24 protein-coding genes and 1 tRNA gene are annotated in these 25,656 nt (G+C 54.3%); 14 read left to right on the top strand and 11 right to left on the bottom strand.

The features are described 5' to 3' along the window. Window positions 1–62 precede the first annotated feature (62 nt). Genes OH144_RS18250 through coaE form a run of 6 tightly spaced genes read left to right on the top strand, consistent with a single transcriptional unit; the run spans window position 63 to window position 3,858 of the window. Entirely contained in the window at window positions 63–368 is a 306-nt protein-coding gene (locus OH144_RS18250) for a YtxH domain-containing protein (RefSeq protein ID WP_266203713.1), read from the top strand. A 3-nt stretch (window positions 369–371) separates the two neighbouring features. After that, the gene (locus tag OH144_RS18255; protein WP_266203714.1) at window positions 372–1,370 is read left to right on the top strand and encodes an isocitrate/isopropylmalate dehydrogenase family protein; all 999 of its coding nucleotides are present in this window, start codon (window positions 372–374) and stop codon (window positions 1,368–1,370) included. Between the two features lie 15 nt (window positions 1,371–1,385). Beyond that, window positions 1,386–1,934: a DUF1573 domain-containing protein gene (locus OH144_RS18260; protein ID WP_266203715.1), complete on the top strand. Its 549-nt coding sequence runs from the start codon at window positions 1,386–1,388 to the stop codon at window positions 1,932–1,934. 40 nt (window positions 1,935–1,974) lie between these two features. Further along, on the top strand, window positions 1,975–2,283 hold the full coding sequence (yajC, locus tag OH144_RS18265) for a preprotein translocase subunit YajC (protein ID WP_266203716.1): 309 nt from the start codon (window positions 1,975–1,977) through the stop codon (window positions 2,281–2,283). Window positions 2,284–2,324: 41 nt separating this feature from the next. Beyond that, on the top strand, window positions 2,325–3,260 hold the full coding sequence (locus OH144_RS18270; RefSeq protein ID WP_266203717.1) for a YbbR-like domain-containing protein: 936 nt from the start codon (window positions 2,325–2,327) through the stop codon (window positions 3,258–3,260). 1 nt (window position 3,261) lies between these two features. After that, window positions 3,262–3,858: a dephospho-CoA kinase gene (coaE, locus tag OH144_RS18275; RefSeq protein WP_266203718.1), complete on the top strand. Its 597-nt coding sequence runs from the start codon at window positions 3,262–3,264 to the stop codon at window positions 3,856–3,858. A gap of 178 nt (window positions 3,859–4,036) precedes the next feature. Here coaE and OH144_RS18280 read toward each other — a convergent pair. Continuing rightward, a tRNA-Val gene (locus tag OH144_RS18280) sits at window positions 4,037–4,111 on the bottom strand. Window positions 4,112–4,323: 212 nt separating this feature from the next. Between OH144_RS18280 and OH144_RS18285 the strand changes: the two genes are divergently transcribed. Continuing rightward, window positions 4,324–6,810, top strand: a complete 2,487-nt coding sequence (locus OH144_RS18285; RefSeq protein ID WP_266203719.1) for an AsmA-like C-terminal region-containing protein — start codon at window positions 4,324–4,326, stop codon at window positions 6,808–6,810. A gap of 332 nt (window positions 6,811–7,142) precedes the next feature. Here OH144_RS18285 and OH144_RS18290 read toward each other — a convergent pair whose 3' ends face one another. From OH144_RS18290 to OH144_RS21590, 4 genes are read right to left on the bottom strand one after another with little or no spacing between them, the layout of a single operon-like run. Continuing rightward, window positions 7,143–8,312, bottom strand: a complete 1,170-nt coding sequence (locus OH144_RS18290; RefSeq protein WP_266203720.1) for a mechanosensitive ion channel family protein — start codon at window positions 8,310–8,312, stop codon at window positions 7,143–7,145. A 16-nt stretch (window positions 8,313–8,328) separates the two neighbouring features. Next, window positions 8,329–9,561: a Glu/Leu/Phe/Val dehydrogenase dimerization domain-containing protein gene (locus OH144_RS18295; RefSeq protein ID WP_266203721.1), complete on the bottom strand. Its 1,233-nt coding sequence runs from the start codon at window positions 9,559–9,561 to the stop codon at window positions 8,329–8,331. A gap of 60 nt (window positions 9,562–9,621) precedes the next feature. Continuing rightward, window positions 9,622–10,221, bottom strand: coding sequence for an anhydro-N-acetylmuramic acid kinase (locus OH144_RS18300; RefSeq protein WP_323134799.1), 600 nt, complete (start codon window positions 10,219–10,221; stop codon window positions 9,622–9,624). After that, complete coding sequence (locus OH144_RS21590; protein WP_323670676.1) at window positions 10,157–10,693, bottom strand: anhydro-N-acetylmuramic acid kinase; 537 nt, start codon at window positions 10,691–10,693, stop codon at window positions 10,157–10,159. Before OH144_RS21590 ends, OH144_RS18300 begins: the two co-directional genes overlap by 65 nt. A 120-nt stretch (window positions 10,694–10,813) precedes the next feature. Between OH144_RS21590 and OH144_RS18310 the strand changes: the two genes are divergently transcribed. Further along, the gene (locus OH144_RS18310; protein ID WP_025608763.1) at window positions 10,814–11,122 is read left to right on the top strand and encodes an ArsR/SmtB family transcription factor; all 309 of its coding nucleotides are present in this window, start codon (window positions 10,814–10,816) and stop codon (window positions 11,120–11,122) included. A 126-nt stretch (window positions 11,123–11,248) separates the two neighbouring features. Here the strand turns inward: OH144_RS18310 and hemA are convergent, their stop codons facing one another. Continuing rightward, window positions 11,249–12,532 (bottom strand): glutamyl-tRNA reductase, encoded by a 1,284-nt coding sequence (gene hemA / locus OH144_RS18315; RefSeq protein WP_266203722.1) that lies wholly within the window; start codon window positions 12,530–12,532, stop codon window positions 11,249–11,251. Window positions 12,533–12,645: 113 nt separating this feature from the next. On the opposite strand from hemA, the gene OH144_RS18320 reads away from it, so the two are divergent. After that, a complete protein-coding gene (locus OH144_RS18320) occupies window positions 12,646–13,827 on the top strand; it encodes a sensor histidine kinase (protein ID WP_266203723.1) in 1,182 nt (393 codons plus the stop codon). A gap of 106 nt (window positions 13,828–13,933) precedes the next feature. Beyond that, a complete protein-coding gene (locus OH144_RS18325) occupies window positions 13,934–14,875 on the top strand; it encodes a GNAT family N-acetyltransferase (RefSeq protein ID WP_266203724.1) in 942 nt (313 codons plus the stop codon). A gap of 82 nt (window positions 14,876–14,957) precedes the next feature. Here the strand turns inward: OH144_RS18325 and OH144_RS18330 are convergent, their stop codons facing one another. The 3 genes from OH144_RS18330 to dusB all read right to left on the bottom strand — a co-directional run bounded on the left by OH144_RS18330 (window position 14,958) and on the right by dusB (window position 19,420). After that, on the bottom strand, window positions 14,958–16,946 hold the full coding sequence (locus OH144_RS18330; RefSeq protein WP_266203725.1) for a Na+/H+ antiporter NhaC family protein: 1,989 nt from the start codon (window positions 16,944–16,946) through the stop codon (window positions 14,958–14,960). A gap of 186 nt (window positions 16,947–17,132) precedes the next feature. Then, window positions 17,133–17,975 (bottom strand): DMT family transporter, encoded by an 843-nt coding sequence (locus tag OH144_RS18335; protein ID WP_266203726.1) that lies wholly within the window; start codon window positions 17,973–17,975, stop codon window positions 17,133–17,135. Window positions 17,976–18,430: 455 nt separating this feature from the next. After that, window positions 18,431–19,420 carry a tRNA dihydrouridine synthase DusB gene (gene dusB, locus OH144_RS18340; protein ID WP_266203727.1) on the bottom strand — a complete coding sequence of 330 codons (990 nt, stop codon included), beginning with the start codon at window positions 19,418–19,420 and terminating at the stop codon, window positions 18,431–18,433. Between the two features lie 53 nt (window positions 19,421–19,473). Here dusB and OH144_RS18345 point away from each other — a divergent pair, with 53 nt between their 5' ends. The 4 genes from OH144_RS18345 (at window position 19,474) to OH144_RS18360 (ending at window position 23,505) form a co-directional block, all read left to right on the top strand. Further along, a complete protein-coding gene (locus OH144_RS18345) occupies window positions 19,474–20,439 on the top strand; it encodes a CPBP family intramembrane glutamic endopeptidase (RefSeq protein WP_266203728.1) in 966 nt (321 codons plus the stop codon). Window positions 20,440–20,491: 52 nt separating this feature from the next. Beyond that, entirely contained in the window at window positions 20,492–21,319 is an 828-nt protein-coding gene (locus OH144_RS18350) for a phosphatidate cytidylyltransferase (RefSeq protein WP_266203729.1), read from the top strand. Between the two features lie 106 nt (window positions 21,320–21,425). Further along, window positions 21,426–22,703 (top strand): Glu/Leu/Phe/Val family dehydrogenase, encoded by a 1,278-nt coding sequence (locus OH144_RS18355; RefSeq protein ID WP_266206358.1) that lies wholly within the window; start codon window positions 21,426–21,428, stop codon window positions 22,701–22,703. Window positions 22,704–22,821: 118 nt separating this feature from the next. After that, the gene (locus OH144_RS18360; RefSeq protein WP_266203730.1) at window positions 22,822–23,505 is read left to right on the top strand and encodes a phosphatidylserine decarboxylase family protein; all 684 of its coding nucleotides are present in this window, start codon (window positions 22,822–22,824) and stop codon (window positions 23,503–23,505) included. Between the two features lie 359 nt (window positions 23,506–23,864). Here OH144_RS18360 and OH144_RS18365 read toward each other — a convergent pair whose 3' ends face one another. Further along, window positions 23,865–24,347: a GAF domain-containing protein gene (locus tag OH144_RS18365; RefSeq protein ID WP_266203731.1), complete on the bottom strand. Its 483-nt coding sequence runs from the start codon at window positions 24,345–24,347 to the stop codon at window positions 23,865–23,867. A gap of 106 nt (window positions 24,348–24,453) precedes the next feature. Further along, entirely contained in the window at window positions 24,454–25,482 is a 1,029-nt protein-coding gene (gene ribD, locus OH144_RS18370; protein WP_266203732.1) for a bifunctional diaminohydroxyphosphoribosylaminopyrimidine deaminase/5-amino-6-(5-phosphoribosylamino)uracil reductase RibD, read from the bottom strand. Window positions 25,483–25,656: the final 174 nt, after the last annotated feature.

Genomic DNA, 25,656 nt, shown 5'->3' on the forward strand with positions numbered 1-25,656 from the left:
CGGCGATTTCTCCGTAGTATGAGAAAAAGTTTGTACCCGAGATAATTTAGCACACAAAACCTATGAGTAAGAAGACAAGTGCAATGCTGGCTTTTGTTTCCGGCGCCGCTGTAGGAGCCGTGGCCGGTATACTTTTTGCCCCCGAGAAAGGGCGCGAAACAAGATACTGGCTGAGCTACCGCCTGGAGAAATACCGCGACACCCTTTCAGACCTGTTGGAGCAGCTCATCGCCAAAGGCGAGAACATGCCTACCACAGCTAAATCGGAAGGCCAGCGCGTGATACAGGATGCAAAGGAAAAAGCTGAGAAGCTGCTCGGCGACGTGGATTCACTCATCAATGAAATTAACAGCAGGAAAGAACTGTAAAAAATGAAGCAAGTAACCCTGATACCCGGCGACGGGATAGGTCCTGAGATCACAGAAGCTGTAAAAGCTATCTTCAGTGCTGCCAACGTTCCCGTAAGCTGGGAAGAGGAAAACGCTGGTCAGACGACCTTTGACGCGATGGGGGAGCTGATTCCGGCCACACTCATTGCTTCTCTGCAAAAGAACAGAGTTGCCCTGAAGGGGCCGATCACCACACCGGTGGGCAAAGGCTTTAAAAGTGTAAATGTGCAGCTGCGCCAGATGTTCGACCTGTACTCTAACGTAAGGCCGGCTAAAACAACTAAAGGCATCGAGACACGCTTTGATAACGTGAACTCTGTGCTGTTCCGCGAGAACACCGAAGGGCTGTACTCGGGACTGGAGATGTTCGACGAGCGCCTGCAGATTTCTGACTCTGTGGCCCGCCTGACGCGCGTGGGCTGCCGCAAGATTGTGCGCGCCGCCTTTGCCTACGCTGACAAGCATGGCTGCAAAAAGGTGACGGCTGTGCACAAGGCCAACATCCTGAAGAGCGCCGGTGCTCTGTTCCTGGACGAGTTTAACACCATCGCCAAAGATTATCCGCACATTCAGGCCGACGACAAGATCATCGACAACATGTGCATGCAGCTGGTGGCCAAGCCGGAGCAGTTCGACGTGATCGTGACCACTAACCTGTTCGGCGATATCCTCTCTGACCTGTGCGCAGGCCTGGTAGGTGGGCTGGGCGTGGTGGCCGGTGCCAACATCGGCGACGAGATGGCCATCTTTGAGGCCGTGCACGGCTCCGCGCCGGATATTGCCGGTAAAGGCATCGCCAACCCGACAGCACTGCTGCGCTCTGCCATTATGATGCTGCACCACATCGACCTGAAAGACGAGGCAAACCGCATTGAGGCAGCTTTGGAGGCTACGCTGGCTAACAAAGAAGAGTGCACCGGCGATCTTGGCGGCAAGGCTAACACCATGCAGTTCGCGCAGAACATCATTTCAAAACTTTAACTAAGCATACTGATCATGAAAAAGAATCTGTTTCTGGTAGCAGGTATGGCAATAACTATGTTTGCCACAAGCTGCGAAAATAACAAGACTGGCAACGATACAGTAGCGGAGAACACCACAGCGACGGAGGCTCCTGTGCAGCCGATCGAGAATCCGAACGTGGTGGCTACAACTGCCCAGGGCGAGACTGCAACTGCGGGTAACTCCGCCGTGATGAGCTTTGAGCAGACAGAGTACGACTTTGGCTCTATTAAGGAAGGCGAGACCATCGAGCACACCTTCGAGTTTACCAACACCGGCAGCACGCCGCTTGTAATCGAGAGCGCCACGGCTACCTGCGGTTGTACCGTGCCCGAGTGGACCAAAACACCGGTTGCCCCTGGCCAGAAAGGTTCTGTGGCGGTTAAGTTTAACAGCAACGGCAAGCCAGGCCAGCAGCAGCCAACTGTTACCATTCGTGCCAACACCGAGCCCAATATCGTGCGTGTGGCCATGAAGGGTAGCGTTGAGCCGAAGAACAGAATGCCTGTAGCGGGCTCAGACGGCCCGGTGCGCCGCAACTAATTCATACTTCCAAAGAGCGTTTTAAGAGGATACATCACACATGAATACTATACTTCTTCAGACTCCGGATGGCGGCATGCTGCCTCAGTTGCTTATGTTCGGGGCCATTATCCTGGTGTTTTACTTCTTCATGATCCGTCCGCAGCAGAAAAAAGTACGTGACCAGAAGAAGTTCCGCGAGGAGCTGACAAAAGGCATGACCGTGGTCACCATAGGTGGCCTGCATGGCAAACTGATTGCATTAGACGACGACACCATCACGTTAGAAGTGGACAAGGGCGTACGCCTGACATTCGATAAAACCGCCGTCTCCATGGAAGCGACCATGAAGGTGCAAAACCCCGCATAACATTGCCTTTAGAGGGAGTAAAAAATATAGCTTTATGGTTCATGAGGCCATTTCAGCCACGGACAAAGCAATACTGGCGAGTAGTATTGCTTTGTTTCGTGGCGGCCTCTACCTTCTGGCTCCTCAACGCCCTCAATAAAAGCTACAGTACGCAAACCTCTTATCCCATCCGGTTTGTGTACGATGAAAACGAACTTATTCCCATCAAGCCGTTGCCGCAGGAGATCGCCATTAACGTGACCGGCAAGGGATGGAAACTGCTGCGCAAGAGCCTTCGGGTGGAGGTGCAGCCAGCTGAGATCTATATCCGCGACCTGCCGCGCAACAACTACCTGCTGGGCTCCGCCCTGCGCCCCTCCCTGGTAAACGCCCTCGACGGCCTCCAGCTTAACTTCGTGGTGACCGATACCATCTACTTCGACTTTGATCCGAAGGTGCAGAAACGAATGGCCCTGCGCCTGGACCCGAGCCAGCAGCTGACGAATAACCAGCACGCCGTGGTGGGGCCGGTGCGCATCAGCCCCGACAGTATCACCTTTACCGGCCCCGCTTCGCTGATCGACAGCCTGCCGGACCCTTTCCTGTTGCGCCTGCCCGAGCAAACACTGACCGAGCCTGCCAAGGTGCCTGTTCCGATCAACTACAACTATAAGTCGTTGGTGGAGGCTGATGTGGAGCAGGCGCACGTAATCGTGAACGTGAAGAGCCTGGTATCGGAGGAGCGGCAGGTGCTGCCGGAGCTGGTGAATGTGCCCGAGGGTGCCTCGCTTAACCTGCGACCGCCCATCGTGGTGCTGCGCTACCAGGTGCTGCAGGACTCCATGTCGCTGCTGAATCGCGCTGCCTTTAAAGTGGTGCTAAACTACAACAGGTTTAACCCCATTGACTCCACGCTGGTGCCGGAGCTGGTACAGCAGCCGCGCGGTATACGCAACGTGCAGGTATGGCCTAACCGCATAAGGGTTTCCAGGAGATAATATGCTGAAGATAGGTATAACAGGTGGCATAGGCACAGGCAAAACGATCGTGAGCCGCCTGTTTGCCGTGCTCGGGGTGCCGGTGTATGATGCCGACACCCGCGCCAAATGGGTAATGCACCACAACCAGGCACTGCGGGAGGAACTGCTGAAGGCCTTTGGCCCGGCCACCTTCTCCGATGCCGGGGAGCTGGATCGCGCCTACCTGGCAGGCATGGTGTTTAACAACCCGCAGCGGCTGGAGCTGCTCAATAGCCTGGTGCACCCCCACGTAGGAACGGATTTTGACGTATGGGCAGCCTCGCATGCTAACAAGCCCTACGTGCTAAAGGAAGCCGCGCTGCTGTTTGAGTCGGAGTCGTGGAGGCAGCTGGATGAGGTGATCACCGTGTCCTCGCCGCTGGAGCTGCGCATCAAACGCCTGCTTAAACGCGACACCCACCGCACCGAGGCTGACATCAAGGCTATCATGGACCGCCAGCTGAGCGAGGAAGAGAAGATGAAACGCGCCCAGCACATTATCTACAACGACGATAAGCAACTCATCATCCCGCAGGTGCTTGCCCTGCATGAGCAGTTCTCTAAAGCAGGAGCCTAAGTATAAACCATCGATTTTCGTAAGGGAAATAACCGGTTGCCGGCGTGCAGGCGGAGCGGTATACTATGCCTGGTGATGAACCGTTGATAAAGTATAGCGAGCGCTAAAGTATGGGAATGGGAGGGAGAACAGAAAAGTATGGATATAAAAAAAGGACAACTTTGCAGTTGTCCTTTTGTGGGGCGTACTGGATTCGAACCAGTGACCCCCTGCTTGTAAGGCAGGTGCTCTGAACCAGCTGAGCTAACACCCCGTTTTTTGTTTTCGTTGACCTTTTGTCCCCGTTTGATGATGCAAATATGGAGGTTATTTTTGAGACTGCAAAACATCTGCGAAAAATTTCTCAAAAAATTTTTCCAGTAACGGGCCACTATTGTTCGCGTGTTATTACTGCTGTACCTTTAGGGTTTGTAAGGTGCTAAAAATCTGAACTTTCGCCAGGTGAGAAATGGAGTGGTAAAAAAAGTGCTATTTTATGGAGTCGCTATTCTGGTAGCGTCCCTGGGCCTGGCATTGGCGCTGGTGTACACCTATCAGGACAAAATAATTGAGCTTTTTGTGGCGGAGGCGAACAAGCACATTAAAACCAAGGTGGATGTGCGGCAGATCTCACTCTCGCTTTTTGAAAAATTCCCACAGGTGGCCGTAACGCTGGACGAGGTGAACGTGCACGAGGGGCTGCCGGAGAGCCGGGAGTCGCTGGCGCGGGCCGACAAGCTATACTTTACCTTCAGCCTCTGGGACGTGCTGCGGGGGCAGTACAGCGTAAAAGAGTTTTACATGGAACAGGGCGAGGTGTACGTAAAAGTGCTGCCCGACGGGAGCGTGAATTACGAGATCATCGCCACTGACACCACCTCCTCTGATAACAGCGGTTTTTCCTTCGACCTGGAAAGCATAAACCTGCGCGAGGTGGCCGTGCATTACATCGACCAGCAGCTGAAGCAAAGCTACGAGGTAAACGCGCACCAGCTGGCCGCAGCCCTTGCCATCTCCCCTGAAACGATAGACATACAGGCCGAGGGGAAGGCCACCATCCATACCATCCAGATCGGCACGGGCGAGTACTTTAAAGGCAAACAGGTAAACCTGAGCTCGGCCCTAAGTATAAACCGGCAGGCGCAGACCATCGCACTGCAGCCCTCGGTGGTGCAGGTGGGGGAGGCAGCCTACGAGGTGGGCGGCGGCATTGCCTACGGCGGCGTAACGGAGCTGGACCTGAAAGTGGACGGCAAGAACACCAACGTCCAGTCGCTGCTCTCGCTGCTGCCCCAAAGTATGACCGAGGAATTGAGCCAGTACCGCAGCGAGGGCGAGGTGTACTTTAACGGCACTGTGAAAGGCAAATCCTCCGGCAAGCATGTGCCAGGTATAAACGTCAGTTTCGGCGCGCGTGATGCTTCGTTTTTTCATCCTGATGCAAAGCAGCGCGTGGAGAATATCTTCCTCAAAGGCAGTTTCACGAACGGGGAGAAGCAGAATGCCACCAGCTCGGTGCTGGAGCTCAGGGAACTGAAAGGCGTGCTGAACGGCAGACCTTTTAAAGGCAACCTGAAGTATAGCAACTTCGACAACCCGCACATTGCTTTTGATGTGCAGGGGATGCTGGACGTGGGCTACGTATTGGGGCTGGCGAAGATGGAGCAGGTGCGCAGCGGCAGCGGCCTGGCGGATGTGCGCATCGCTTTCTCCGGTAACCTTAACGAGTTTAAGGCACGCCCGGGCAACAGTACCCTCAACACCACCGGCGATATCACGCTGCACAACGTATCGCTGACGCTGCAGGAAATGCCGCTGCCGCTAAGCAACCTCAGGGGCAACTTCATGTTCAAGCGCAACGATGTGGCCGTATCGGACTTTAAAGGCAAGCTAGGTGAATCTGACTTTACCGTGAACGGGATGTTCCGAAATGTGATGGCCTGGCTGATCCTGGAGAACCAGCGCCTGCTGGTGGAAGCCGATTTCAAGAGCCAGTACCTGAACTTCGACCAGCTGCTGAGCGAGGAGCAGAACACGCCGGAGGATGCCCGCACCGGCGAGGGCTACAAGTTCAACGTGTCCCCGAACATCGCCTTCGACCTGAGCGCCTCCATTGACAGGCTGCGGTTCAGGAGGTTCAGGGGCAAGAACATCCAGGGGGAAGTAAAGCTGCGCAACCAGGTGGTTTCCACGCCTAACATCTCGTTTCAGGCTATCGGCGGTAATTTTGCCGTACGTGGTAACCTGGATGCCCGAACCCCTAACCACATCAAAGTAAGCACCGCCGCTAAGCTAAACAGCATGAGCGTGGACAGCCTGTTTTACGTGTTCGAGAACTTCCACCAGAACTTTATAGAGGAGCGGCACCTGCGCGGCCTGCTCACGGCCAACATAGTGTCGGATGTATACTTCGACAGTCAGCTCAACCCTAAGACAAACCTGCTGCAGGCCGAGATAGAGGCCACCGTGCGCAACGGGCAGCTGATCAGCTTCCCGCCCATGCAGAAGATGTCGGCGTTTGTGAAGCGCACCGAGCTGGCCAACATGCATTTTGCCGAGCTGCACAACTCGTTCTGGATACAGCAGGGCACCATCTATATACCGGAGATGGATATCCGCTCCAACCTGTCGGCGGCGCCGGTGGTGTCGGTGTCGGGCACCCATACGTTTGACCAGAAGATGGATTACAGGATAAAGCTGCCGCTCTTCAGCAAGCAGCGCCCCGATAAGGACGCCCGCTTCGGCACGGTGGCCGAAGACCCGGATGCCGGCAACAGCAACCTGTTTCTGACACTGAGAGGCAGTGAGCGTGACTTTAAAATCGCCTACGATGATGAGCGGGTGCGACAAAAGATCAAGACAGACCTGAAGCAGGAAGGGCAGGAACTACGCGACCTGCTGCGCGGAAAGAAGCCGAAGCAGAAAGAGAAGGAAGTGGAGTTGCAGGAAGGCGAGTATTTCGATTTTAATTAAAGGGAGCACCTCCCGGAGAGCTGAATTTGCCTGTTACCAACCGGTATCCTTAAAAAATTCTATACATTTACTTATCCATAGGGCCTGTTTACCTTGAAATAAACTCCATACAGGGTAAAAGTGATACTTTGGGCGTAACCATGGCCTAAGCAGGTCGTTAAAGAAATCAAAACTACGAGTAACGATGCTTGTAGAGCCTGAGGATTTAGGTTTACCGGGAAGAGATTCCCGAATGGTTAAGATGATAGTGTAACCGTGTAATTCAGAAGAATTTAAGATATAAGGGTGAAAAAAAAGCCGGAGCTTCTCCGGCTTTTTTATTTTCAGGAGTCTTACTCGAGGTCCGTCCCTCCCACGTATGGCCTTTCTGCGGGCTGTTGCGGCGCGCCCTCAGGTGGTTGCTGCAGGTATAGCCTTTGCGTAGGCAGGGCGAACTCCGCCCCGTAGTTTTCCACAATTTCCACAATTCTGTAGTTGATTTCTTCTTTGATATCGATAAAGTCGAACCAATCCATGGTGTCCACAAAGTATAGCACCATCACATCCTTTGCGTCAGGGCTCAGCCCCAGAAAGCGAACACGGCCATCGTCGTTCGTGCGCGGGTGCTGATCGATGTACGCCTGTATGTCGCGGGTAATGTCGCGGAGCTGCTGGGAGGTGGTCTGGTAGGTCAGGCGAATATCGAACTTGGCTCGCCGGAAAGTACGCAGCGTCAGGTTATCGAGCGGCTTGTCGATCATCAGCTTATTGGGCACCGTCACGAAGCTCTTCTCCAGGGTGCGGATGCGCGTGCTCCGGAAGCCCACTTTTTCCACGGTGCCGATCATCTCGCCCACCTGCACAAGGTCGCCGGCCATGAAGGGCTTGTCGAGGAAGATGGTGAAGGAGGCCAGCAGATTCTCTATACTTTCCTTGGCGGCAAAGGCAACGGCCAAACCGCCCACACCCAAGCCAGCCACCAACCCGGTTACGTTTACACCGAACACCGACCCCAGCATGGCCATAAAGGAGAAAACAACGATCAGCACCTTGGTGAAGTCCTTGAAGAAGGGCACCAGCTGCTCGTTGAGCTTAGAAGCGGCCCGCTCGGTGCGGTGCTGAAACACAAGCCCCACAAAGTCGGCAAAGCGCAGCAGCACCCACGTAAGCGCCACGATCACGAACACTTGGTATGTCCGGAGCAGGAAAGTCTTCAGGAACGGGTCACCGGCCTTCAGGTCTTGCGGCTGCACCGGGTAATCCAGCACCTGAAAAGCGAAGTATAGAAATACCAGGAACAGCAGCACCTCCAGCGGCTGCACCAGCAGACGGCGGAACTCAGGCAGGTCGGCCTCAGGCCAGAACCGGCTTCCCAGCTTGTAGACCAGGCCCGAAAGCATCCTGGACAGAAGCGTGTTGAAGAGAAGCCCGAATAAAAGTATGGCTGCGGAAGTAAGGTACTCCGCCACGGTATTCCCTAAGAACTCCTGGCGGAGCCATTCGCTGTTAAGCAACTCTTGCATAGGTAAGGGGGTTACTTTAGAGCAACTGGCTCAAGGCAATTTCAAAGCTTGTTTTGGCGATCTCGGTTTTCTGCATTTGCTTCCCATGCGATTTCTCCAGCGCCCTGCGGATGATGCTGGAGGTGTCGCTGAAGATAGCCTCGTCCGTGATTTCGACCTCGCTCTCCATCAGGTAGGCGAACACACGGGCCATGCCGCAGTTGGCGATAAAATCAGGGATAACAGAGAGGTTGCGGTCGGCATACTCGCCGGTAGGGCCGAAGAAGATCTCCGGGTCCTGGAAGGGCACGTTGGCGCCGCAGGAAATCACCTGCATGCCACTTTTAATCATCCGCTCCACCTGGTCGCGCGAAACGAGCCTGGAGGCAGCGGCAGGTATAAAGATCTCCGCCGGCAGGTCCCAGATACGACGGTTGGTATCTTCGAAAGTGAGTATACCCGGTGTGTCCGGGTTAAGTGTATTGCCCTGTCGGTTCAGGAAAAGGTCCGTGATTTCCTCGAACGTATAGCCAGCCTCCTTTATCACGCCTCCGGCACGGTCTATAATGCCAACGATCTTCACGCCTTTGGAGGCCAGGTAATAGCCTGCGGCTGCACCCACGTTGCCCCAGCCCTGTATAATGGCGCGCTTGCCTTCAAATTGTTCTCCCCAGATGTCGTAGTAGTGGCGCACGGCCTCCGCCACGCCATATCCCGTTATCATGTCGGCAACCGTGTACTTGCGGGCCGTGGAAGGGGAGAAGTGCGGATCCTCGATCACCTTGACCACGCCCTGACGAAGCTGGCCGATCTTGTTTATCTTTTGTGGCTCGGTGGCGTTAAAGTGACCGTTCACCACCCCCTCCTGCGGGTGCCATAAGCCATAGTCTTCCGTAATCGGGATCACCTCGTGTATCTCATCCACGTTCAGGTCGCCGCCGGTGCCGTAGTAGCTCTTTAGCAGCGGGATAACGGCCTTGTACCAACGCTCCAGCACGCCGCGCTTGCGTGGGTCAGCAGGGTCGAAGTTGATGCCGGACTTGGCGCCCCCAATGGCGGGGCCGGAGACCGTGAACTTCACCTCCATAGTCTTCGCCAGCGACTCCACCTCGTGCTTGTCCAGGCCCTTGCGCATGCGGGTGCCTCCACCTGCCGCGCCCCCGCGCAGCGAGTTGATCACTACCCAGCCTTCGGCCTCTGTTTCAGGATCTTTCCACTCAAAAACTATCTCAGGTCTTTTGTTCTCAAACTTGGCAAGTAAGTCTTTCATTCGAGTTAAGGGTGTATCAAGTATATGGTGCAAAGGTACAAAATTTAAACCGGGCAGGGCTTAGCAGAGGTAAATGGCCCCGCCCACGTTGGTGCGGCTGGCGCCCGTTACGCTGCTGAGGCAGTTGGGCTCGCCGCGCCAGCGCAGCACGCCCAGGAAGGCGAATATCAGCGCCTCCTTGAACGAGACCACCTCCGGTGCCGGCACCTCCACGTTGTACTTTGGGCCCAGGTGCTGCCGTATCTGCTCCACCAGGTAGCCGTTAAACGCTCCGCCACCTGTTAATAGTACACGGTGTTGCCCCTCATGCAGCGTCGGCAGTGCCAGCTGCAACTGCTGAGCAACGTGGTGGCAAACGGTGTGCAGTTTATCGGTAACGGAGGCATCGCTTGCTTCTATGCTTCTCAGGCTGTGCTCCATTACCCATTCCTTGCCCAGCGACTTGGGCGCCGGTGCCGAGAAGTACGCGGGGCGGTTAAGGGCCTCTAATAAATCCTGCTGCAACGTACCGGAGCGGGCCAGTGCGCCGTTATCATCGTAGGAAAGGCCTGCACGGTTGGCCAGTGTGTTCAGCAGCATGTTGCAGGCGCTCGTGTCAAAGGCCAGGCGGGTGCCGTTGCGGGTGTAAGAAACATTGGCGATGCCCCCAAGTTGACGCAGTAGTCGTACTGGCCGAACAGCAGTTCATCGCCGAGGGGCACCAGCGGGGCCCCTGCCCGCCCAGGGCAATGTCGAGGGTGCGGAAGTTGCAGACCACGGGTAGCTGCGCGCTTGCGGCCAGGTAAGCGCCATGGCCCAACTGCAGCGAGATGTGCTTTTCGGGCTGGTGGAAAATCGTATGTCCGTGAGAAGCAACAAAATCCGGCTGTATTGCGTGTTGTTGTACAAACTTGTGAACCTGCTGGCCCATAAACCTGCCGAAGGCATGGTCCAGCTCCACCAGTTTCAGGCCGCTTGCGGTCTCGGCACCCCGTAGAGAGTCAATTAAAGTATCAGTATATGGTAATGTAGTAGTATTTAGTATCTCATATATCCAATTATGAGATTTGTACGTAAATCTACAATAAGCAATATCGAGGCCGTCGAGCGACGTCCCGGACATTAAGCCGATTACATGATAAGAAGTATCCATTGGCCAAAAATAATAAAAGCACGCCAATGATTTTCAGCCAAATAGTGCAGGCTCCGTATATATCTTATTATGAATAAGAATGAAAATTGATTTTAGAAACTGTTAGGTATAATTTTAATTATGAAAAGTTTGTTGTCAAGAGTTGAATCGAAGAAGATAGATAAGGCGGCAGCCATGCTGAAGGTATTGGCACACCCCAAAAGACTGGCGATTGTGGATTTGCTCGGAAAAGAGGATAAAATGACTGTTACAGAGATATATAAGCAGTTAGACCTTCCCCAGGCCATCGCATCGCAGCACCTCATTACACTCAAAGACAAGGGCGTGCTCTCGTCCTTTAAAGTGGGAACCAAGATCTATTACTCCCTGGCTATCCCCAAATTGATCGACGTGATCGATTGCCTGGAAGAATGCTGCATTGATATATAAGTATGAGCCTGCACCTCGGTGCGGCTTTCTTTGCCAGTGGATGAAACGGCTAAGGCCCCCGTACATCTCAGGAATGGGAGATTTGCGGAGGCCTTAGTTGTTTTTTCACTAAGAAAATTGCACTGTTTACTCAGTTTTTTGGTCCTCACTCACCGGCTGATTCTCCAAATTAAAGAGGTCATTGAGCAGGTCGATGAGGGTTTCAGCCTCCCCGCGCTTGCAAGCGGCTTTCAGTTGCAGTACCGGCAGCTTTATAATTTTTTGCATCATCGACTTGGTGATGCTGTCTACTAACTTTGTCTCTTTCGGCCCCAGTTTCTTCACGTAGCGGGCTATTTCCTCCTGCCGTATCGTTTCCAGTGCGCTCTTTAGGCGGTGGATTGTCGGCGACACCATCATCTCCTTCGACCAGTCGTTGAACTGGTCAATCGACTCCGTCACAATCTCCTTTACTTTCGGCACCGAGTTGATGCGGCGCTGCAGCGCCTCGGAAGCTTTGTTTTGAATGGTATCGATGTTATACACCAGCACGCCCGGTATACTTTCCAGGTCGGCTTCCACACTGCGCGGTACAGCCAGATCGATAAAGAACTTATAGGTAAGGATGTCCAAGCGCTTCACCATTTCCTTGGTAAAAAACGGCGTCTCGCGGGCTACGGAAGAGATGATCACATCGGCCTCCTTCATGCCCTGCACGATCTCCTCGAAAGGCAGGATCTCCATGTGGCACTCTTCGGCCAGGGCCTGCGCCTTTGCCTTGGTGCGGTTCGAGATCTTTACGTTCTTAAAGCCCAGGTCTTTCAGGTTGCGGCACACATCGGCGCCAATCTCGCCCAAACCTACCACCAGTATACTTGGGTCGGTGATGTCAGCGGTCAGCTCCTCGATCAGCTCGATCGCGGCGTAAGAGGTAGAGGCAGCACCGTCCCGGAAAGAGGTCTCCTGCACCACGCGCTTGTTGGTGAAGAAGATCGTGTGCATCAGGCGGTGGAGGAACGGGCCGGCGGTTTCGTTGTCGGCGCTCCACTGGTAGGCCATCTTCACCTGGTTCGAGATCTGCATATCGCCCACCACCTGCGACTCCAGCCCCATCGACACGTCGAAAAGGTGCTGCACGGCATCGTCGTGCTCGCTCAGGATGGTGAAATAGTCGAAGTACTGGGAGATGTTCTCGATGCCCTTGGTGATGCCCAAAAGCTTGACGATCTCCTTGCTGTAGTCGATATCGGCGTTGTAGTATACTTCGGTGCGGTTGCAGGTGGACAGGACCAGGATGTCAGAAGCCTGTATAAAGCCCTTGAGCGTCTGTAGGAAAAGCCTGCAGGAGGATTCATCTAAGGCAATCAGCTCCCTGATATCCAGCGGCGCTTTCTTATACGACAGGCTGATTGCTTTAAAGTTCTGAAGCATAATAACGTGGGTTCTACTAAAGTGCAAAGTTAAGGCTCTAATTTTTAAAATGAAACTTACTTGCCCTCTATGTTCAATTTATACTAATTTCAAATAAATTACGTGATTACTGCATGATTCCCATCTACTCCCAGAAGAACAGGATAAAGCTTGTTGTTGTTATCATCGCCCTTATCATCGGTGCCGCCACCATTACCTACACCAATATACTTGTCAGCAAGTTGTCGGAGCGGGAGCAGGAACTGGTGCAGCTCTACGCTAAGGGCCTGCGCTACATGATCAACGCCCCCAGCGACGACAACATCGTGTTCATTGAGGAGGAAATCCTGTCGTCCAACACCACGGTGCCCGTTATACTAACAGATGAAAACGAAAATATTCTCGATTCTAAGAACATCAACATCCCAGAAAACATTTCGGATAAACCGGATAAAATAAACCAGTACCTGCAGGGCGAGATTGAGAAGATGAAGGAGCAGCATGCGCCGATCGTGGTGCCGTGGGCCGAGGGGTCGGTCAACTACGTTTTCTATAAGGATTCTGAACTGCTCTCGCAGCTGCGCTTTTACCCTTACGTGCAGCTGATCGTGATCTCGTGCTTTGCGCTGGTGGCTTACTTTGCCTTCAGCTACTCGCGCCGCGCCGAGCAGAACAGGGTATGGGTAGGCCTGGCCAAGGAAACGGCACACCAGCTGGGCACGCCGCTGTCGTCGCTGATGGCGTGGTACGAGTACATCAAGGGTAACCCGAAGTTTGAGAACGAGCCGATCCTGGAGGAATTGGGTAAGGATGTGCGGCGGCTGGAGATCATCACGGAGCGCTTCTCCAACATTGGCTCGGTGCCTACGCTACGCGACGAGAACATCCTGCAGGTAACGCAAAACGCCATCAACTACCTGCAGAACCGCATTTCGCGCAAAGTGGCCTTTACGGTGGAGTCTACCTTCTCGCCCGATATTACGGCCAAGGTAAACGTGTCGCTGTATGACTGGGTGATCGAGAACATCTGCAAGAACGCGGTGGATGCCATGGAGGGCCGCGGCAGTATTAACATACAGATGGTGCTCCTGGGCAAAAGCAGCATTGCCGTAGATATCACCGACACCGGGAAGGGCATCCCCAAAAGTAAGATCGACTCCGTATTCCTGCCCGGCTTCACGACCAAGAAGCGTGGCTGGGGTCTGGGCCTTGCCCTGGCCAAGCGCATCATCGACAACTACCACGACGGCAGGCTCTACGTGAAGTGGTCGGAGGTAGGAAAGGGAACGACCTTCCGGATCGTGCTGAACAGGTGATGGGAGTTAGAGCGTTTGGGAGTTAGAAAGGTAGAGAGTTAAAGAGGTGGAGATGGGCGGAAGGTATGGTCTGTTGTCCTTTGTCTCGCAGTCTTTTGTCAAGAGAATGGTGGAAGTAGTAAAGTATAGCGCAAAGTATAAACCGGCTTGGGATGCGTTTGTGGCAGGCTCTAAAAACGGCACCTTTCTGCTGCTGCGCGATTATATGGAGTACCACGCCGATAGGTTTGCGGACCACTCGCTGCTGTTTTACCACAAGGGCAAGTTGGTGGCGCTGCTGCCGGCCAATGTGGCGGGGCGGCAGGTGCAGAGCCACGGCGGCCTGAGCTACGGCGGGCTTATAACAGACAAGCGCATGAAGGCCACGCTGATGCTGGAGGTGGTGCAGGTCCTGAAGTCATACTTCCAGGAACTGGGTTTCAGAAGTGTCCTCTACAAGGTTATTCCGCACATCTACCACCAACTACCCGCCGAGGAAGACCTGTACGCCCTGTTTAGACACGAAGCTATACTTTACCGCCGCGATTTGAACTCTGCAATAGCCATTGGGGGCGCTGCAGGGTATAGCAAAGACAGACGGTGGCGCTTATCGCAGGGGAAAAGAGCTCGCTTAAAGATAGGCCAGTCGGAAAAGTATGCAGCGTTTTTTGAGCTGGAGCGAAAGCTGTTGCAAGAGAAGTATAACACCGTGCCCGCCCACACCGCGGATGAGATGGAACTGCTTGCCTCCCGCTTCCCGAAGAACATCAGGCTTTACACTGCCACTGATAGGGGTGAGTTGCTGGCCGGCGTGCTGGTGTATGAAACGCCCACGGTAGTGCACTCACAGTATATTGCCACCTCAGAGCGGGGCCGTGACCTGCACGCGCTGGATGTGCTGCTGGATTGGCTGCTAACGGAAGTATACCCGCACAAGTCCTACTTCAGCTTCGGGATTTCCACCGAGCAGCAGGGGCAGTTCCTGAACGAGGGGCTGGTCCGCAACAAGGAAAGTTACGGCGCCCGCACCATCGTGCACGACTTTTATGAGCTGAGGCTGGGGGAGTAAAATAAGCTGCGCGGCAAGTATAAAACAGCAGCGGCTGCCTTTGGTGGGGCAGCCGCTGCTGTTTTATAGGTATAACTATATGCTAAACCATTTCTGCGGCAGGCACCACTTTTACCTCGTTTTTCTTGCCGATAAGCTTGATCAGGCCCCAGAGTGTAACGGCCCCGATGACGTATACCAGCGCCCAGTGCACGCCGAAGGCAGAGAGGTTGGTGCAAACGATGTTGGCGACCAGCGCCACGGTAACAGCGTAGGGCAGCTGCGTTTTCACGTGGTCTATGTGGTTACAGCCGGAGGCAAGCGAGCTCAGGATGGTGGTGTCGGAGATAGGGGAGCAGTGGTCGCCGAAAACAGCGCCTGCCAGCACCACCGATATCACGTTATACATGATCGGCATGGTTTCCTCCATGGTAAAGCCCTGCTGCTGGCACACGTACCAGGCCGCTGGCATCATGAGCGGGTAAAGGATGGCCATGGTGCCCCAACTGGAACCGGTGGAGAAGGCGATGGCAGCCGCCAGGAAGAACGTGATCTCCGGCAGGAAGTAGGGCGATACATTGCCCGAGAGCAGCGACGTGAGGTACTCGGCGGTGTAAAGCTCCTGCGTCACGGCCGCCAGCGACCAGGCCAGCACCAGAATCAGTATGGCGGGCAGCATCGTTTTAAAACCCACCACCAGCGACTCCATCGTGGCTGTCATGCTCATGATGCGCTGGCTCAATGTTAATGCTATCGCTACGATCACACCTCCCAGTGAGGCCCAGATCAGGGCAACGTAAGAGTTAGAATCGCCGATGGTGGCGGAGAGCTTACGGAAGAAGCCCGTGCCGGGGTCGGCCCAGATTTCGGGGCTGTAGCCGGTATAAAGCAGGCCGATGATGGTACCCCCGATGACGGTAAGCACGGGCAGCAAGGCATTGATCGCACGGGTACGCGTATCATCGATCGGCTCGAACTCGGCCATTTCCTGCTGCTGTTTCTCCTGCCCCGCCTCGTCCAGACGGGCGGCGGACACGGCTCCGGTAGTGCGCGCCCTCACTTCGGCTTTGTGCATCAAGCCGTAATCGCGGTTCATCAGAATCAGCATCAGTATAAACACCAGCGTCAGCACCGGGTAATAGGCGTACTCCAGGGAGTGGAAAAACAATGAGTAGGCCCCCTCCTCAATGCCGAGCTTGGCGGCCGCGTCTTTAATATAGCCCAGCTCGGCGCCAATCCAGGTGGTAACGAAGGCAATGGCCGCCACGGGGGCCGCGGTGCTGTCCACGATGTAGGCCAGCTTCTCCCGGGAGATGCGGTGTTTGTCGGTCACGGGGCGCATGGTGTTGCCCACAATCAGGGTATTGGCGTAATCATCGAAGAAAATAGCGACACCCAATACCCAGGTTACCAACTGCGAGCTTTTGGCAGACCGGGCGTAGCGCGAGAGTAGTTTTACCACGCCGGCCATGCCGCCGTTCTTGGAGATAATGGCCACCATGCCTCCGATCAGCATCGAAAAGATAATAACGGAGACATGGTCACTGTCGGTGAGGGCTGTCATCAGGAAAGTATCGCCTACGGCCAGCAAGCCTGTGAATATCGATTTGAAGGACAACCCATAGATGACAAAGCCGCCCACCCAGATGCCGGCGAACAGCGCCAGGAGCACCTCGCGGAAGATAAGCGCCAGCACGATGGCAATGAGCGGCGGAAGGATGGAAAGCCACATCGGGAACTCCCGCACGCCACGCTGCTCCTCCACATCCAGCTGGTAAAGCCGGGCGATGGTATGGGTGCCCATGTTGGCGCTCACCTGCACCAGATCGGCCCGTTCAGGCAACGAGAATGTTGTTTCGCCCTCCATAAACTCCTTGTCCTGCAGCTCCCCGTTGATGCGCAGCGGCAGCACGCCGGTATACTTCATCAGGTTGCCGGCCTCGGAAACGGTGCGCAGGGTGAAAGCGGTGTCATTGATGGCCTGTAGCTGCAGTTCTTCTATTTCTTCTTTGGAAACCAGGTCTTGCGCCGATACCTGCACCGATAGCAGCACGAGCAGCAAGAGGCTCAGGAGGGGTCTGTAAAGCTTCATTCAGATTGTTCGCGGGTTTGTAAACTCCCTAATATAGAAAAGAATCAGGAAACGCAGAAATGTTTGTACTACGCTGCCCCAGCCGTACGCTAAAAAGAGCCCGTAGCGGCACCCTTGTACGGCGTAAAGCTTAAAGTACAGGTGTTATACTTTTAGATAGACGCTATTCCGGTGCGAGGGAATTTCCTACCTGGCCCGGTTCACGATAAAGACGCCCAGCAGAATCACCACCATGCCTGCGTAATGCCACAGGTGAATGGCTTCGCCATCGAGCACGCCCCACATCAGGGCCACGACAGGTATAAGGTAGGTAGTGGAACTGGCGAAGAGGGTGGTGGAGATGTGGATGAGTTTGTTGAAAAGTATAAGCGCGATGGCAGTGCTGAACACAGCCAGTAGGGCGATGTACAGCAGCGCCTCCCAGGCTCCCGGCACATGCTGCAGCTTATATACAAAATCAGTGGTGAGCAGGTATACCAGCGCCACCGGTCCCACCGTAAGCAAGGCCAGGCTGGAAATGGCGATGGCTTTCATGCCGTGTAGGCGGTGCTTGATGATATTGGCGCTGATGCCGTAGAAGATGGTGGCCAGCACGATGTACAGACCATAGTACATGTTGTCGAGTTCGGCGTTGCCGTTGCCGGTGAAGATAAGGATAGCCGTGCCCGCAATACCGATGATGATGCCGAGCATGCGCAGCCAAGTGATGGACTGGCCGAAAAGGATGGCTCCTGCCAGTAGCGTGAAGAGGGCCGTAAGCGAGTTCAGCACGCCTGCCAGTCCGCTGGCCAGGCGCGTTTCGGCGATGGCAAACAGGAAAGCCGGAAAGAAGTTGCCCAGCAAACCGGTACCCAGCAGGAATTTCCAGCGGCTGGGCTCCACTTTGCGCAGGTTCCTGATAGCGAACGGCAGCAGCACGGCGCAGGCGATCACCATCCGCAGGGCACCCACCTCATCAGAGGAGAAAACTACCAGCCCTTTTTTGATCAGTATAAACGAGGTGCCCCAGATAAGGGCAAGTATGGTCACCAGCACCCAGGCGAGTGCCGGTATGGCGGTTTCTTGTGTTGCGGGAGAAGCGGAGGATTTAATAGTTAGAAAGTTAGAAGGTTAAAAAGTTAGAAAGTAAGGGCAAAAGTAAAGAGTTGGAGCGTCAGATCTAGTTATCTGATGCCCCAACTCCTGAAATTTTTTTGATGATGTGGTAAAACGATGGGAGCTGCCGCAGGTGTATCGGGAGCGCAGCCTGCGGCTAAGTATAAGGCAGGTTTGCAAATGCTTCCTGCGGCAGCAGAAAAGATGCTTTAATCGCAACTTGAGTTATAAAGTATAACCAGCACCAGGCAGCCCGATCTTTGCAAAGCAAAGAGCCGAAGATTTCTGCCTTATGCTGCCACAAGTTGCGCTCCCGCTACACCTGCGGCAGAACCGTTATTCCTAACTTTTTAACTCTCTAACTTTCTAACTCCCAAACTCTCTAACTCCTAAACTTCCACATAGCTCATGGTCTGGGCGATCTCATCCAGCGTGTCGTAGATTTCCTGGATGTCCTCGGACTGCACCAGCTTCATGCGCAGCGGCTTGAAGTGCGGCAGGCCACGGAAGTAATTAGTATAGTGGCGGCGCATTTCAAAGATGCCCAGTTTGTCGCCTTTCCATTCCAGCGAATGCGTAAAGTGCTGGCGGCATACCTCCACACGCTCCTCCAGTGTTGGCCCGGCTAACAACTCGCCTGTATTCATGTAGTGTTTGATCTCGTTGAAGATCCAAGGGTAGCCGATGCTGGCGCGGCCGATCATGATGCCATCCACACCATACTTGTTGCGGTACTCCAGGGCCTTTTGCGGGGAATCGATATCGCCGTTTCCGAAGATGGGGATGTGCATGCGCGGGTTGTTCTTCACCTCCGCGATCAGGCTCCAGTCGGCCTCGCCCTTGTACATCTGCACGCGCGTGCGGCCGTGTATGCTCAGAGCTTTTATGCCGATGTCCTGCAGCCTTTCCGCCGTCTCCACGATATACTTGGTATCCTCGTCCCAGCCGAGGCGGGTTTTTACGGTAACCGGCAGGTTGGTCGCCTTCACGATCTCCTCGGTCATCTTCACCATCTTGGGTACATCGCGCAGCAAAGCGGCACCTGCGCCCTTGCAGGCCACGTTCTTTACAGGGCAGCCATAGTTGATGTCGATTAGGTCCGGACCGGCCTGTGCCGACACGATGGCCGCCTCGCGCATCGACTCAATATCAGACCCGAAGATCTGGATGCCGATAGGGCGTTCGTAGTCAAAAATGTCGAGTTTTTGCACACTTTTGGCGGCATCACGTATCAAACCCTCAGAGGAGATAAACTCTGTGTACATCAGGTCGGCACCGTTGGCTTTGCATACTTTGCGGAACGGCGGATCACTTACGTCCTCCATCGGTGCCAGCAGCAACGGAAACTCCCCTAGCTCTATGTTAGCAATCTTTACCAAAGCAAAATCTAATTATTCGCGTAAATTTACGCCATTAAAACCTAATTCTCCCTATGAAAGGTTTCATCTCGAAGGATCTGCACCCAAGTTGGGTATTGTTACTGCTAATAGTATACATGGCAGGCGGCTATTTCGTGGCCATGTTTGTGGTGGGCATACTGTCGAACTGGATCTTCGGGATCAGCTTTATTGAACTGGCTGGCGTGGCCACCAACCCGGCCGACCACCCGCAGGGGCCGCAGGTGATGCTGCTGCTGCAGGGCGTGCTGCAGTTCTTCGCGTTCATCGTAGCGCCGCTGTTCCTGCTGCTCTCCCTCCACTACAGGCTTGGCGATTACCTGAACCAGAAACTGCCTTCCCCGTGGCTGCTCGTGCTGCTCAGCGGCCTGCTCGTTATTGCCATTATGCCTGCCAATTCGGTTATCATCAACTGGAACGCCAACATGAACTTCCCCGACTTTATGCGCCCCTTTGAGGAGTGGGCGCGGGCGCAGGAGGAGCAACTGGCCGAGCTCACCAAGCTGATCACCAGGTTTAACTCGGTGCCGGAGTTGCTGATTGGCCTGGTGGTGTTTGCCCTAATACCCGCCGTGGGGGAGGAGTTGGTTTTCCGGGGTATCGCGCAGCAACAGATTCACCGCTGGTCGGGCAACATCCATGTGGCTATATGGATTACGGGCATTATCTTCGCGGCCATCCATGTGCAGTTCTTTGGTTTTTTGCCGCGGGCCATACTTGGAGCCCTGTTCGGATATTTATACTTTTGGTCGGGCCGCATACTTGTGCCGATCGTGGCGCACTTTGCCAACAACGGCTTTACCGTTTTCCTGCTATACTTGCAGCAGACGCGCGCTATTGATGCCGACATAGAGAGCACCGAGGCCATGCCCTGGTATAGTATCGCGTTATCGGTGCTGATAAGTGCCGCTATTCTATACTTCCTGTACCAGGCCTACGGCCGTGTTCCGCAGCGCAGGCAGCGTGTGGCGGAGGCTGCAGCGGCAGAAGGCCAACTCTAAACTCAACCCTAAACCCTTACACCCGTCGCCTGTTCCGGCGCAAGTCCTTTTCATGAGTAATAAGCTATCAACCCTCAGTAACTTAAACCAACGGATCATAGTAGGGGTGCTGGGCGCCGCGGTGTTTGTGGGCGGTATCTGGTTTAGCGAATGGACGTACTTCCTGCTATTTCTGGGGCTCACGCTGTTGGGCGTTTCCGAGTTCTATACGTTGGTAGGGGTGCAAGGCATGCGGCCCAACAAGCCGCTGGGGCTGCTGTTGGGCGGGGTATTCTTCACCTCCATGTTCCTGGTGCAGAAGGAGGTGATGCCGCCTGAACTGCTCTACCTCTCGCTGCCGCTGCTGTTCCTGGTCTTCATCGCCGAGATGTACCGCAAAAAACCGCAGCCCTTCACCAACATCGCCTTCACCATCACCGGTGCGGTATATATCGCCGGGCCGTTCGGGCTGCTGCACCTGCTAGGCTACCTCGGTGAGGAGTACAGCTGGCAACCTATACTTGGCCTCATGCTGCTGATCTGGGCCGCAGACACGGGCGCGTATATTTTTGGCAAGAACTTCGGCAAGAACAAGCTGTTTGAGCGCATCTCTCCCGGCAAGACCTGGGAAGGCTGGGTTGGCGGCACGCTCCTGACGGTGCTGGTGGGCTACGGCCTGTCGTACCTGTTCCTCGATCTGGAAGTATACCAGTGGGTGGGAGTGGCTGTGATTGTGGGCGTTATCGGCGTGCTGGGCGACCTTTCGGAGTCAATGCTGAAGCGCAGTTTAGGCGTGAAAGACTCGGGCACGTTGCTGCCCGGCCACGGCGGCATCCTCGACCGCTTCGACAGCCTGCTGCTGGTGATCCCGTTTGTGGTGGCTTTCCTCGAAATCTTCTAAAAAAAATTTGCTGGCGGCCCTTAGGAGGTTGCAAGTATAATTCTCAACTTTGCCCCGAATCTAATTCACTGATTAATTACTCACTAATAACTTAAAAGAGTAGATGATGTTATACAAAGAGCCAGCTCCGATCAAGGATAAGGAAAACCCTTTTGAATCGATGATGTCGCGTTTCAATATCGCGGCGGAGGTGCTGGGGTTGGATGAGGAAGTATACAACGTGCTGAAGTCTCCAACACGTCAGGTAATCGTGAACATACCTGTTACGATGGACGATGGCAAGGTGCGTGTATTTGAAGGCTACCGCGTGATCCACTCCACCATTCTGGGCCCGTCCAAAGGAGGTGTGCGCTATGCGCCGGATGTGTTCCTGGACGAGGTGAAGGCCCTGGCGGCCTGGATGACCTGGAAGTGTGCCGTGGTGGACATTCCTTACGGTGGTGCCAAAGGCGGCATCATCTGCGATCCGTTCTCCATGTCTGCCGGTGAGATGGAGCGCTTGACAAGAGCCTATACCTCATCGTTGCAGGATATCTTCGGCCCCGACCGCGACATTCCTGCCCCGGACATGGGTACAGGTCCGCGCGAGATGGCCTGGATGATGGACGAATACTCCAAAACGAAAGGCTCTACGGAGCATGCCGTAGTGACCGGCAAGCCATTGGTGCTGGGCGGCTCCCTGGGGCGCGTGGAGGCCACCGGCCGCGGCGTAATGGTGTCGGCCCTGGCGGCCATGGATAAGTTGGGCATGGACCCGTCTAAATCTACTGCCGCGGTGCAGGGCTTTGGAAACGTGGGTGCCTGGGCTGCCAAACTCATGGCAGAGCGTGGCGTGAAGATCCTGGGCGTTAGCGACGTAAGCGGCGCCTACTGGAACGACAACGGCATCGATATTGAAGAAGCCATTGAGTATAAGAACGCGCACAACGGACGCCTGGAAGGCTACAAAGGAGCTGAATTGATGGATGACGCAGGCGAGTTGCTGACAGCCAAAGTGGACGTGCTGGTGCCCGCCGCCGTGGAGGACGTGATCACGATCCACAACGTAGACAAGATCCAGGCCCGCCTGATCGTGGAGGGAGCCAACGGCCCCACTTCCTACAAGGCCGACAACATCATCAACGAGAAAGGCATTATGGTGGTACCGGACATCCTGGCGAACTCAGGTGGCGTAACCGTATCTTACTTCGAGTGGGTGCAGAACCGCATGGGCTTTAAGTGGACGCTGGACCGCGTAAACGAGCGTGCCGAGCGTATCATGAACGAGGCCTTTGAGCGTGTTTATGCTGCTTCTCAGAAGTATAATGTGCCGATGCGCATCGCTGCCTACATCGTGGCCATCGATAAAGTAGCCATGACGTACAAGTACCGTGGCGGCTTCTAAAAGATTTTTTAGAGGAATAACCGAAAGTTTATATAATTTTGAAGCAGGTAATAGCCCATCCACGTAACTGGATGGGCTATTATGAGTTATATAGTACCTGCGGCAAACATAAAAACGGATGAAAATTCACAAGGAAGGACGGAAGATATTATTTTTTACATTACTCACACTTGTAGCGCTCAACGTGCTGCTCTACATTTTTAATGCCGGGAACGATACCTTTAACAAAATCTTCTCGGCTGTGTCGGCCGTTCTTTTCCTGCTGATCCTGCAGTTCTTCCGTAGCCCTTACCGCACGCTGCTGTTGCACGAAGACCTGATCATTGCCCCGGCCGACGGCAAGGTGGTGGTGATAGAGGAAGTGGAGGAGCCGGAGTATTTCCAGGACAAGCGCAAGCAGATCTCCATTTTTATGTCGCCGATAAACGTGCACATCACGCGTAACCCGGTTTCCGGCATCGTAAAGTATTTCAAGTACCACCCGGGTAACTACTTTGTGGCCTGGCATCCGAAATCGAGCACGCAGAACGAGCGTACCACCGTGGTGGTGGAGTCGACCGCTGGCCCGGAGGTGCTTTTCCGGCAGATTGCCGGAGCCATGGCGCGCCGCATTGTGTGGTATGTAAACGAGGGCGATGAGGTTAGCCAGGGTGAGGAGTTCGGCTTCATCAAATTCGGCTCGCGCGTGGATATCTTCGTGCCGCTGGACACGGAAATCAAAGCCGAGCTAGGCCAGAAGACGAAGGGCGGCCAAACCGTCATTGCCCAGCTGAAAACGCCGCCACCAACGCTGTTCGGGTAAGCTTACGGGCGTATCACGTAGCACGTATCAAGACGAAAAAAAGCCGCTGCAATTTATACTTGCAGCGGCTTTTTTATTTGTCAGAATCAGGATTTTCAGGATCTATGCGTTGCCCCATAAATACCATATGTTTAGCAATAGCGTGACTTGTGGCTATAACTGCTGCAGTTTGCAACTGCTTTGCTTTAAAAAAGCAAAGGGCCAAGGTCTTAGCTATACGTTATACTTTAGCTAAGGCCCGTAGAGTATGAATCTGCGGAAGTATACTTTTCTGCCCGCTCAGCAAGCGAGTCGCAAACTTGGAGCATACAACGCCATGATTTCAAAAGTCGTGACACTTGATACGTGCTACGCAAAAACTAGTACCAGCTCTCCACCAGCTTCATCAGCTGCTCCAGGTACTGCTGGTCCACCTCGTCGAAGTCGTTGAGTTTGTCGCTGTCCACATCCAGCACTAGTTTCACTTCGCCATCTTTTATAGCCGGCAACACAATTTCTGATTTAGAGTCGCTGCTGCAGGCAATATGCCCTGGAAAAGCCTCCACGTCCGGAACCAGTATGGTTCTTTGCTGCGTGTAGCAGGCGCCGCAAACGCCCTTGTGGTACGGGATGCGGGTGCAGGCAATCGGTCCCTGGAACGGCCCCAGCACCAGCTGCCCCTCTTTGTTGAAGTATACGCCTACCCAGAAGAAGCCCATGCCTTGGCGCAGCGCGGCCACCAGATTAGAAATATTAGCAATCAAATCCGTTTCGCCGGTGGTTAAAGCCTCTATCTGCGGGAGCAGCGCTTTATACTTTTCTTCTTTGCTGAGGTGTGTATCTATAATTAAGGATTCGGCCATGGGTTAATTTTGAATGAGTGATTGAGTGAATTTTTAATGGGATAAAGCGCTAATTGTTCATGATGAAGTATAGCAGTACTAATAACAAATAACTATCAACGAATAACTAACGCCGGTAGTGCAACAACTGGTCAGGGCCTAAAGTTTGTATACTTTGCAGCTGGCCAAAGGCCATGCCGGGCGCTTTTATACCTTCTCCAAGCGTTTTGTGCAGGCTCTTGAACACCAGCGCCTCGTCCCAAAGGTTAGCCTGCAGCAGGCTCTCCAGCAAAAAGGTGCCCCCTTCCACCATCACCGACAGCACGTTGCGCCGGTGCAGGTCCTGCATGATCTGCGGAAGTATAAGCTCGTCCTCCTGCAGCTGCACAAAGTATAAATGCTCCCGATCCTCCTGATGCCTGTAAGTATAAACCACCGTCGGTTGGCTGCCATCGAAGAGGTGCAGGTGCGGCGGCAGCAGCAGGTTTTTGTCTATCACCAGCCGCAGTGGACTTGGCCCGTGCCATAAGCGTGTGTTCAGGCGCGGATTATCGTAGAGGGCGGTGCGGCTGCCTACCAGAATGGCCTGCTCTTCGGAGCGCCACTTGTGCACCAGCCGCTGCGCCAGCTTCCCGCTGATCTGCTGTTGCCGGTAGTTAGCTCCTGCAATGAAACCGTCTGCCGTCTCAGCCCACTTCAAAAGTATAAACGGCCGCTGATGAGTATGAAACGTGAAGAAACGCTTATTCAGCTCCAACCCTTCCTCCTCCAGTACGCCCACCTTTACCTGGGCGCCGGTATCGAGGAGCTTCCTGATGCCGCGCCCGGCCACCAGCGGGTTGGGGTCCGTGTTGCAGATCACCACGTCCTTCACGCCATGGCTGATGAGCAGGTCGGCGCAGGGAGGTGTTTTGCCGTAGTGCGAGCAGGGCTCCAGCGTTACGTATACCTTGCTCTCCGGAAGTAGGCTTTTGTCCTCCACGGCCGCAATGGCATTTACCTCGGCATGCGGGCCTCCATACTGCTTATGCCAGCCCTCGCCGATGATCTGCCCTTTGTGCACCACCACGCAACCTACCATCGGGTTAGGGCTGGTGTAGCCGCTGCCCAATCGGGCCAGCTCCAGGGCGCGTCGCATGTATCGTTCGTCAGACATCAGAGAGTTAGAAAGTTAAAGAGTTAGAGAGTTAGAGAGTTAGAAAAGAAGCCACTCAAAAGGAAAATTAAGCATCAGAGCGGCATACTTTCACGTCTTAGAAGCTGTAGCACTTGGCTAAAGAAAGGACGAAGCACCACTTTCTAACTTTCTAACTCAGAAAGTTCTAGTTTT

Origin of the sequence: Pontibacter kalidii, from assembly GCF_026278245.1 — a bacterium.
Taxonomy (GTDB): domain Bacteria; phylum Bacteroidota; class Bacteroidia; order Cytophagales; family Hymenobacteraceae; genus Pontibacter; species Pontibacter kalidii.

Bases quoted from the DNA above. Each gene is read 5' to 3' on its own strand.
- OH144_RS18250 (WP_266203713.1), top strand. From the start codon at position 63: ATGAGTAAGAAGACAAGTGCAATGCTGGCTTTTGTTTCCGGCGCCGCT.
- OH144_RS18255 (WP_266203714.1), top strand. From the start codon at position 372: ATGAAGCAAGTAACCCTGATACCCGGCGACGGGATAGGTCCTGAGATC.
- OH144_RS18360 (WP_266203730.1), top strand. From the start codon at position 22,822: ATGAAAATTCACAAGGAAGGACGGAAGATATTATTTTTTACATTACTC.
- coaE (WP_266203718.1), top strand. From the start codon at position 3,262: ATGCTGAAGATAGGTATAACAGGTGGCATAGGCACAGGCAAAACGATC.
- OH144_RS18325 (WP_266203724.1), top strand. From the start codon at position 13,934: ATGGTGGAAGTAGTAAAGTATAGCGCAAAGTATAAACCGGCTTGGGAT.
- OH144_RS18355 (WP_266206358.1), top strand. From the start codon at position 21,426: ATGTTATACAAAGAGCCAGCTCCGATCAAGGATAAGGAAAACCCTTTT.
- yajC (WP_266203716.1), top strand. From the start codon at position 1,975: ATGAATACTATACTTCTTCAGACTCCGGATGGCGGCATGCTGCCTCAG.
- OH144_RS18320 (WP_266203723.1), top strand. From the start codon at position 12,646: ATGATTCCCATCTACTCCCAGAAGAACAGGATAAAGCTTGTTGTTGTT.
- OH144_RS18345 (WP_266203728.1), top strand. From the start codon at position 19,474: ATGAAAGGTTTCATCTCGAAGGATCTGCACCCAAGTTGGGTATTGTTA.
- OH144_RS18290 (WP_266203720.1), bottom strand. From the start codon at position 8,312: ATGCAAGAGTTGCTTAACAGCGAATGGCTCCGCCAGGAGTTCTTAGGG.
- OH144_RS18270 (WP_266203717.1), top strand. From the start codon at position 2,325: ATGAGGCCATTTCAGCCACGGACAAAGCAATACTGGCGAGTAGTATTG.
- OH144_RS18350 (WP_266203729.1), top strand. From the start codon at position 20,492: ATGAGTAATAAGCTATCAACCCTCAGTAACTTAAACCAACGGATCATA.
- OH144_RS18295 (WP_266203721.1), bottom strand. From the start codon at position 9,561: ATGAAAGACTTACTTGCCAAGTTTGAGAACAAAAGACCTGAGATAGTT.
- ribD (WP_266203732.1), bottom strand. From the start codon at position 25,482: ATGTCTGACGAACGATACATGCGACGCGCCCTGGAGCTGGCCCGATTG.
- hemA (WP_266203722.1), bottom strand. From the start codon at position 12,532: ATGCTTCAGAACTTTAAAGCAATCAGCCTGTCGTATAAGAAAGCGCCG.
- OH144_RS18330 (WP_266203725.1), bottom strand. From the start codon at position 16,946: ATGAAGCTTTACAGACCCCTCCTGAGCCTCTTGCTGCTCGTGCTGCTA.
- OH144_RS21590 (WP_323670676.1), bottom strand. From the start codon at position 10,693: ATGGATACTTCTTATCATGTAATCGGCTTAATGTCCGGGACGTCGCTC.
- OH144_RS18310 (WP_025608763.1), top strand. From the start codon at position 10,814: ATGAAAAGTTTGTTGTCAAGAGTTGAATCGAAGAAGATAGATAAGGCG.
- OH144_RS18260 (WP_266203715.1), top strand. From the start codon at position 1,386: ATGAAAAAGAATCTGTTTCTGGTAGCAGGTATGGCAATAACTATGTTT.
- OH144_RS18365 (WP_266203731.1), bottom strand. From the start codon at position 24,347: ATGGCCGAATCCTTAATTATAGATACACACCTCAGCAAAGAAGAAAAG.